This is a genomic window from Mesorhizobium sp. M2A.F.Ca.ET.037.01.1.1, from assembly GCF_003998075.1.
Lineage (GTDB): Bacteria > Pseudomonadota > Alphaproteobacteria > Rhizobiales > Rhizobiaceae > Mesorhizobium.
The window spans coordinates 1-2,370 of sequence record NZ_RZSA01000985.1 but is presented as its reverse complement, the minus strand read 5'-3'; the positions used below and the strand labels follow the sequence as shown (position 1 = coordinate 2,370).

Below are 2,370 nucleotides of genomic sequence, written 5' to 3'. Positions count from 1 at the left end.
GTGTCGGGACAAGCCCATGAGACCGCAACGCGCTCGGGCATCCGTGCATGCCTGGACAGAGCCCATGGCATGGTTGGCAAAGAGCCTCATCGCCGGACCCTCCTCGGCGTATCCGCCACATGGCGCGACCTCGGCGGGAAAAGCAGGACGTCCGCCGCGACGCGCAGTCTTTGCGGCGCGACGAGCCACCAGCCTTCGTCGCGGAGCCGGCGCGGCAGGGTCCAGCGGGATGTGTGTGGCTTTTGCATGACGGCCTTGTCGCAGACGGACGCGGTAAGCGCGCGGCGGAATGGAGGAGGTTTTCCGTAAGGATTTGCAGATTTCGTGCAGGCAGGTCGCCCTCTCCCCCCTCGAGGGGGAGAGGGCCGCGAAGCGGTCAGAGGGGGTCCTAGCGCGTAAAGGGCCGACCTCATTCTTGCCGCGCAGAACGCCGGCGCTTCACGCGCGGCGACCCCCTCTGTCGCCTGCGGCGACATCTCCTCCTCAAAGGGGGGAGATTAACCTCCGCCTTGCCTCCCACGCCATCACCCGGCATAGATCGGCCATGACCGTCGACACCTACCGCCCGCGCCGCTCCGTGCTTTACATCCCCGCCTCGAACGACAAGGCGCTCGCCAAGATCGGCTCGCTGGCCTGCGATGCCGTCATCTTCGATCTCGAGGACGCCGTCCTGCCTGCTGACAAGGTTCCCGCGCGCGACAAGGTCGCCGGCATTCTCGCCCGGCCCGAAAAACGCTGCGAGATGGTGGTGCGCATCAACGCCTTGGCCAGCGAATGGGGCGCCGACGATCTTCTGGCTGTCGCCAAGGCCGAGCCCGACGGCATTCTCCTGCCCAAGATCGGCACGCCGCGCGACATCCTCGAGGCCGGCGACCTGCTCGACGACAATTCCGTGCCGGACGGCGTGAAACTATGGGCGATGGTCGAGACGCCGAAAGCGCTGCTCAACATCGGCGCCATCGCCGAGCTCGGGCGCGATCCGGCTTCGAGGTTGGCTTGTTTCGTGGCCGGAACGAACGACCTGGTAAAGGCGACCGGCATCCTGGCGACGCCCGACCGGCGCTATCTGATGCCCTGGCTGATGCAGCTGGTGCTGGCGGCGCGGGCCGGCGGCCTCGACGTCATCGATGGCGTCGCCAATGATTTCCGCGACCTCGACGCTTTTGCCCGCGAATGCGCCGAGGGAGCCGCCATGGGCTTTGACGGCAAGTCGCTGATCCACCCGGCCCAGATCGAGCCGGCGAACCGCGCCTTCTCGCCGGCGCCCGAAGTACTTGCCGAGGCCCGTGCGATCCGGGATGCGTTCGCGCGGCCTGAAAATGCCGGCAAGGGGGTCATCGCGCTGGACGGCCGCATGGTCGAGCGGCTGCATCTGACGCAAGCCGAGAAACTTCTGGCGAAGGCCGCGGTCATCGGCGCATGATGCGCCGATACACATGATAGGTTCGAAAAATGAAACTCTACCGCTTCCTGTCCGGTCCGGACGACTCCACCTTCTGCCACAAGGTCACCGCCGCGCTGAACAAGGGCTGGCACCTGTTCGGCTCGCCGACCTATGCCTATGACAAGAAGACCAAGTCGATGCGCTGCGGCCAGGCCGTGGTGAAGGATGTCGAAGGCCAGGAATACACAGCCGACACCAAGCTCAGCGACTGGTAGGGAAGGCGTTTAGAGACTGTTTCGAAATTCGCTCTGGCGAGTCATATGGTGGTGATTTCGAGAACCGGAGCGGAGCGGACATTTGTCCGTGAGCACCGGAAGCGCAGAAAGCGCCGCCAGATGGCCGCCGGAGTAGAATTTCCAAACAGTTTCTCAGCCCGCCGCCGCCTGCTCGGCTGCCTCCTCGATCCGCTCCATGTCGTCATCCGACAGGCCGAAATGGTGGCCGATCTCGTGGATCAGCACATGGGTGACGATGTCGCCCAGCGTCTCCTCGTTCTCGGCCCAATAGTCGAGGATGGCGCGGCGGTAGAGCGTGACGCGGTTCGGTCCTTCGCCGGTCTGCGGGTTCCAGCGCTCGGCGATGCCGCGCCCCTCGAACAGGCCAAGCAGGTCGAAGGGCGTCTCCAGCGACAGGTCGTCCATGATCTCGTCGGTCGGGAATTCGGCGATCTGGATGACGATCTCGCCGGTGAGCTTGCGGAACTCGTCCGGCAGATGGGCATAGGCCTCCAGCGCCATAAGCTCCAGCTCGTCCATCGACGGCGAGAGCTGATCGTGCCAAGTGCGGGTCTTGTAGATGCGGGCCATGAAACGTCCTTTGATCCCGGCATATAGGCTTTCGCGCCGATAGAGGCAAATGAGCCGGCTGGCCATGGGCTTTCAGGGTAAAAGGCGAAGGAATAAATTCCTTCGGACTCTGCTTGACTC

The 2,370-nt window shown here is 64.4% G+C and carries 3 protein-coding genes; 2 read left to right on the top strand and 1 reads right to left on the bottom strand.

The genetic code is table 11. From position 1 onward, the window contains the following. The first annotated feature begins 544 nt into the window (after positions 1-544). A complete protein-coding gene (locus EOA27_RS32280) occupies positions 545-1,423 on the top strand; it encodes a CoA ester lyase (RefSeq protein ID WP_126080393.1) in 879 nt (292 codons plus the stop codon). A 29-nt stretch (positions 1,424-1,452) separates the two neighbouring features. Continuing rightward, the gene (locus tag EOA27_RS32275; protein ID WP_095820644.1) at positions 1,453-1,659 is read left to right on the top strand and encodes a DUF1737 domain-containing protein; all 207 of its coding nucleotides are present in this window, start codon (positions 1,453-1,455) and stop codon (positions 1,657-1,659) included. Positions 1,660-1,812: 153 nt separating this feature from the next. Here the strand turns inward: EOA27_RS32275 and EOA27_RS32270 are convergent, their stop codons facing one another. Next, complete coding sequence (locus EOA27_RS32270; RefSeq protein ID WP_126080392.1) at positions 1,813-2,250, bottom strand: metallopeptidase family protein; 438 nt, start codon at positions 2,248-2,250, stop codon at positions 1,813-1,815. Between the last annotated feature and the right edge of the window lie 120 nt (positions 2,251-2,370).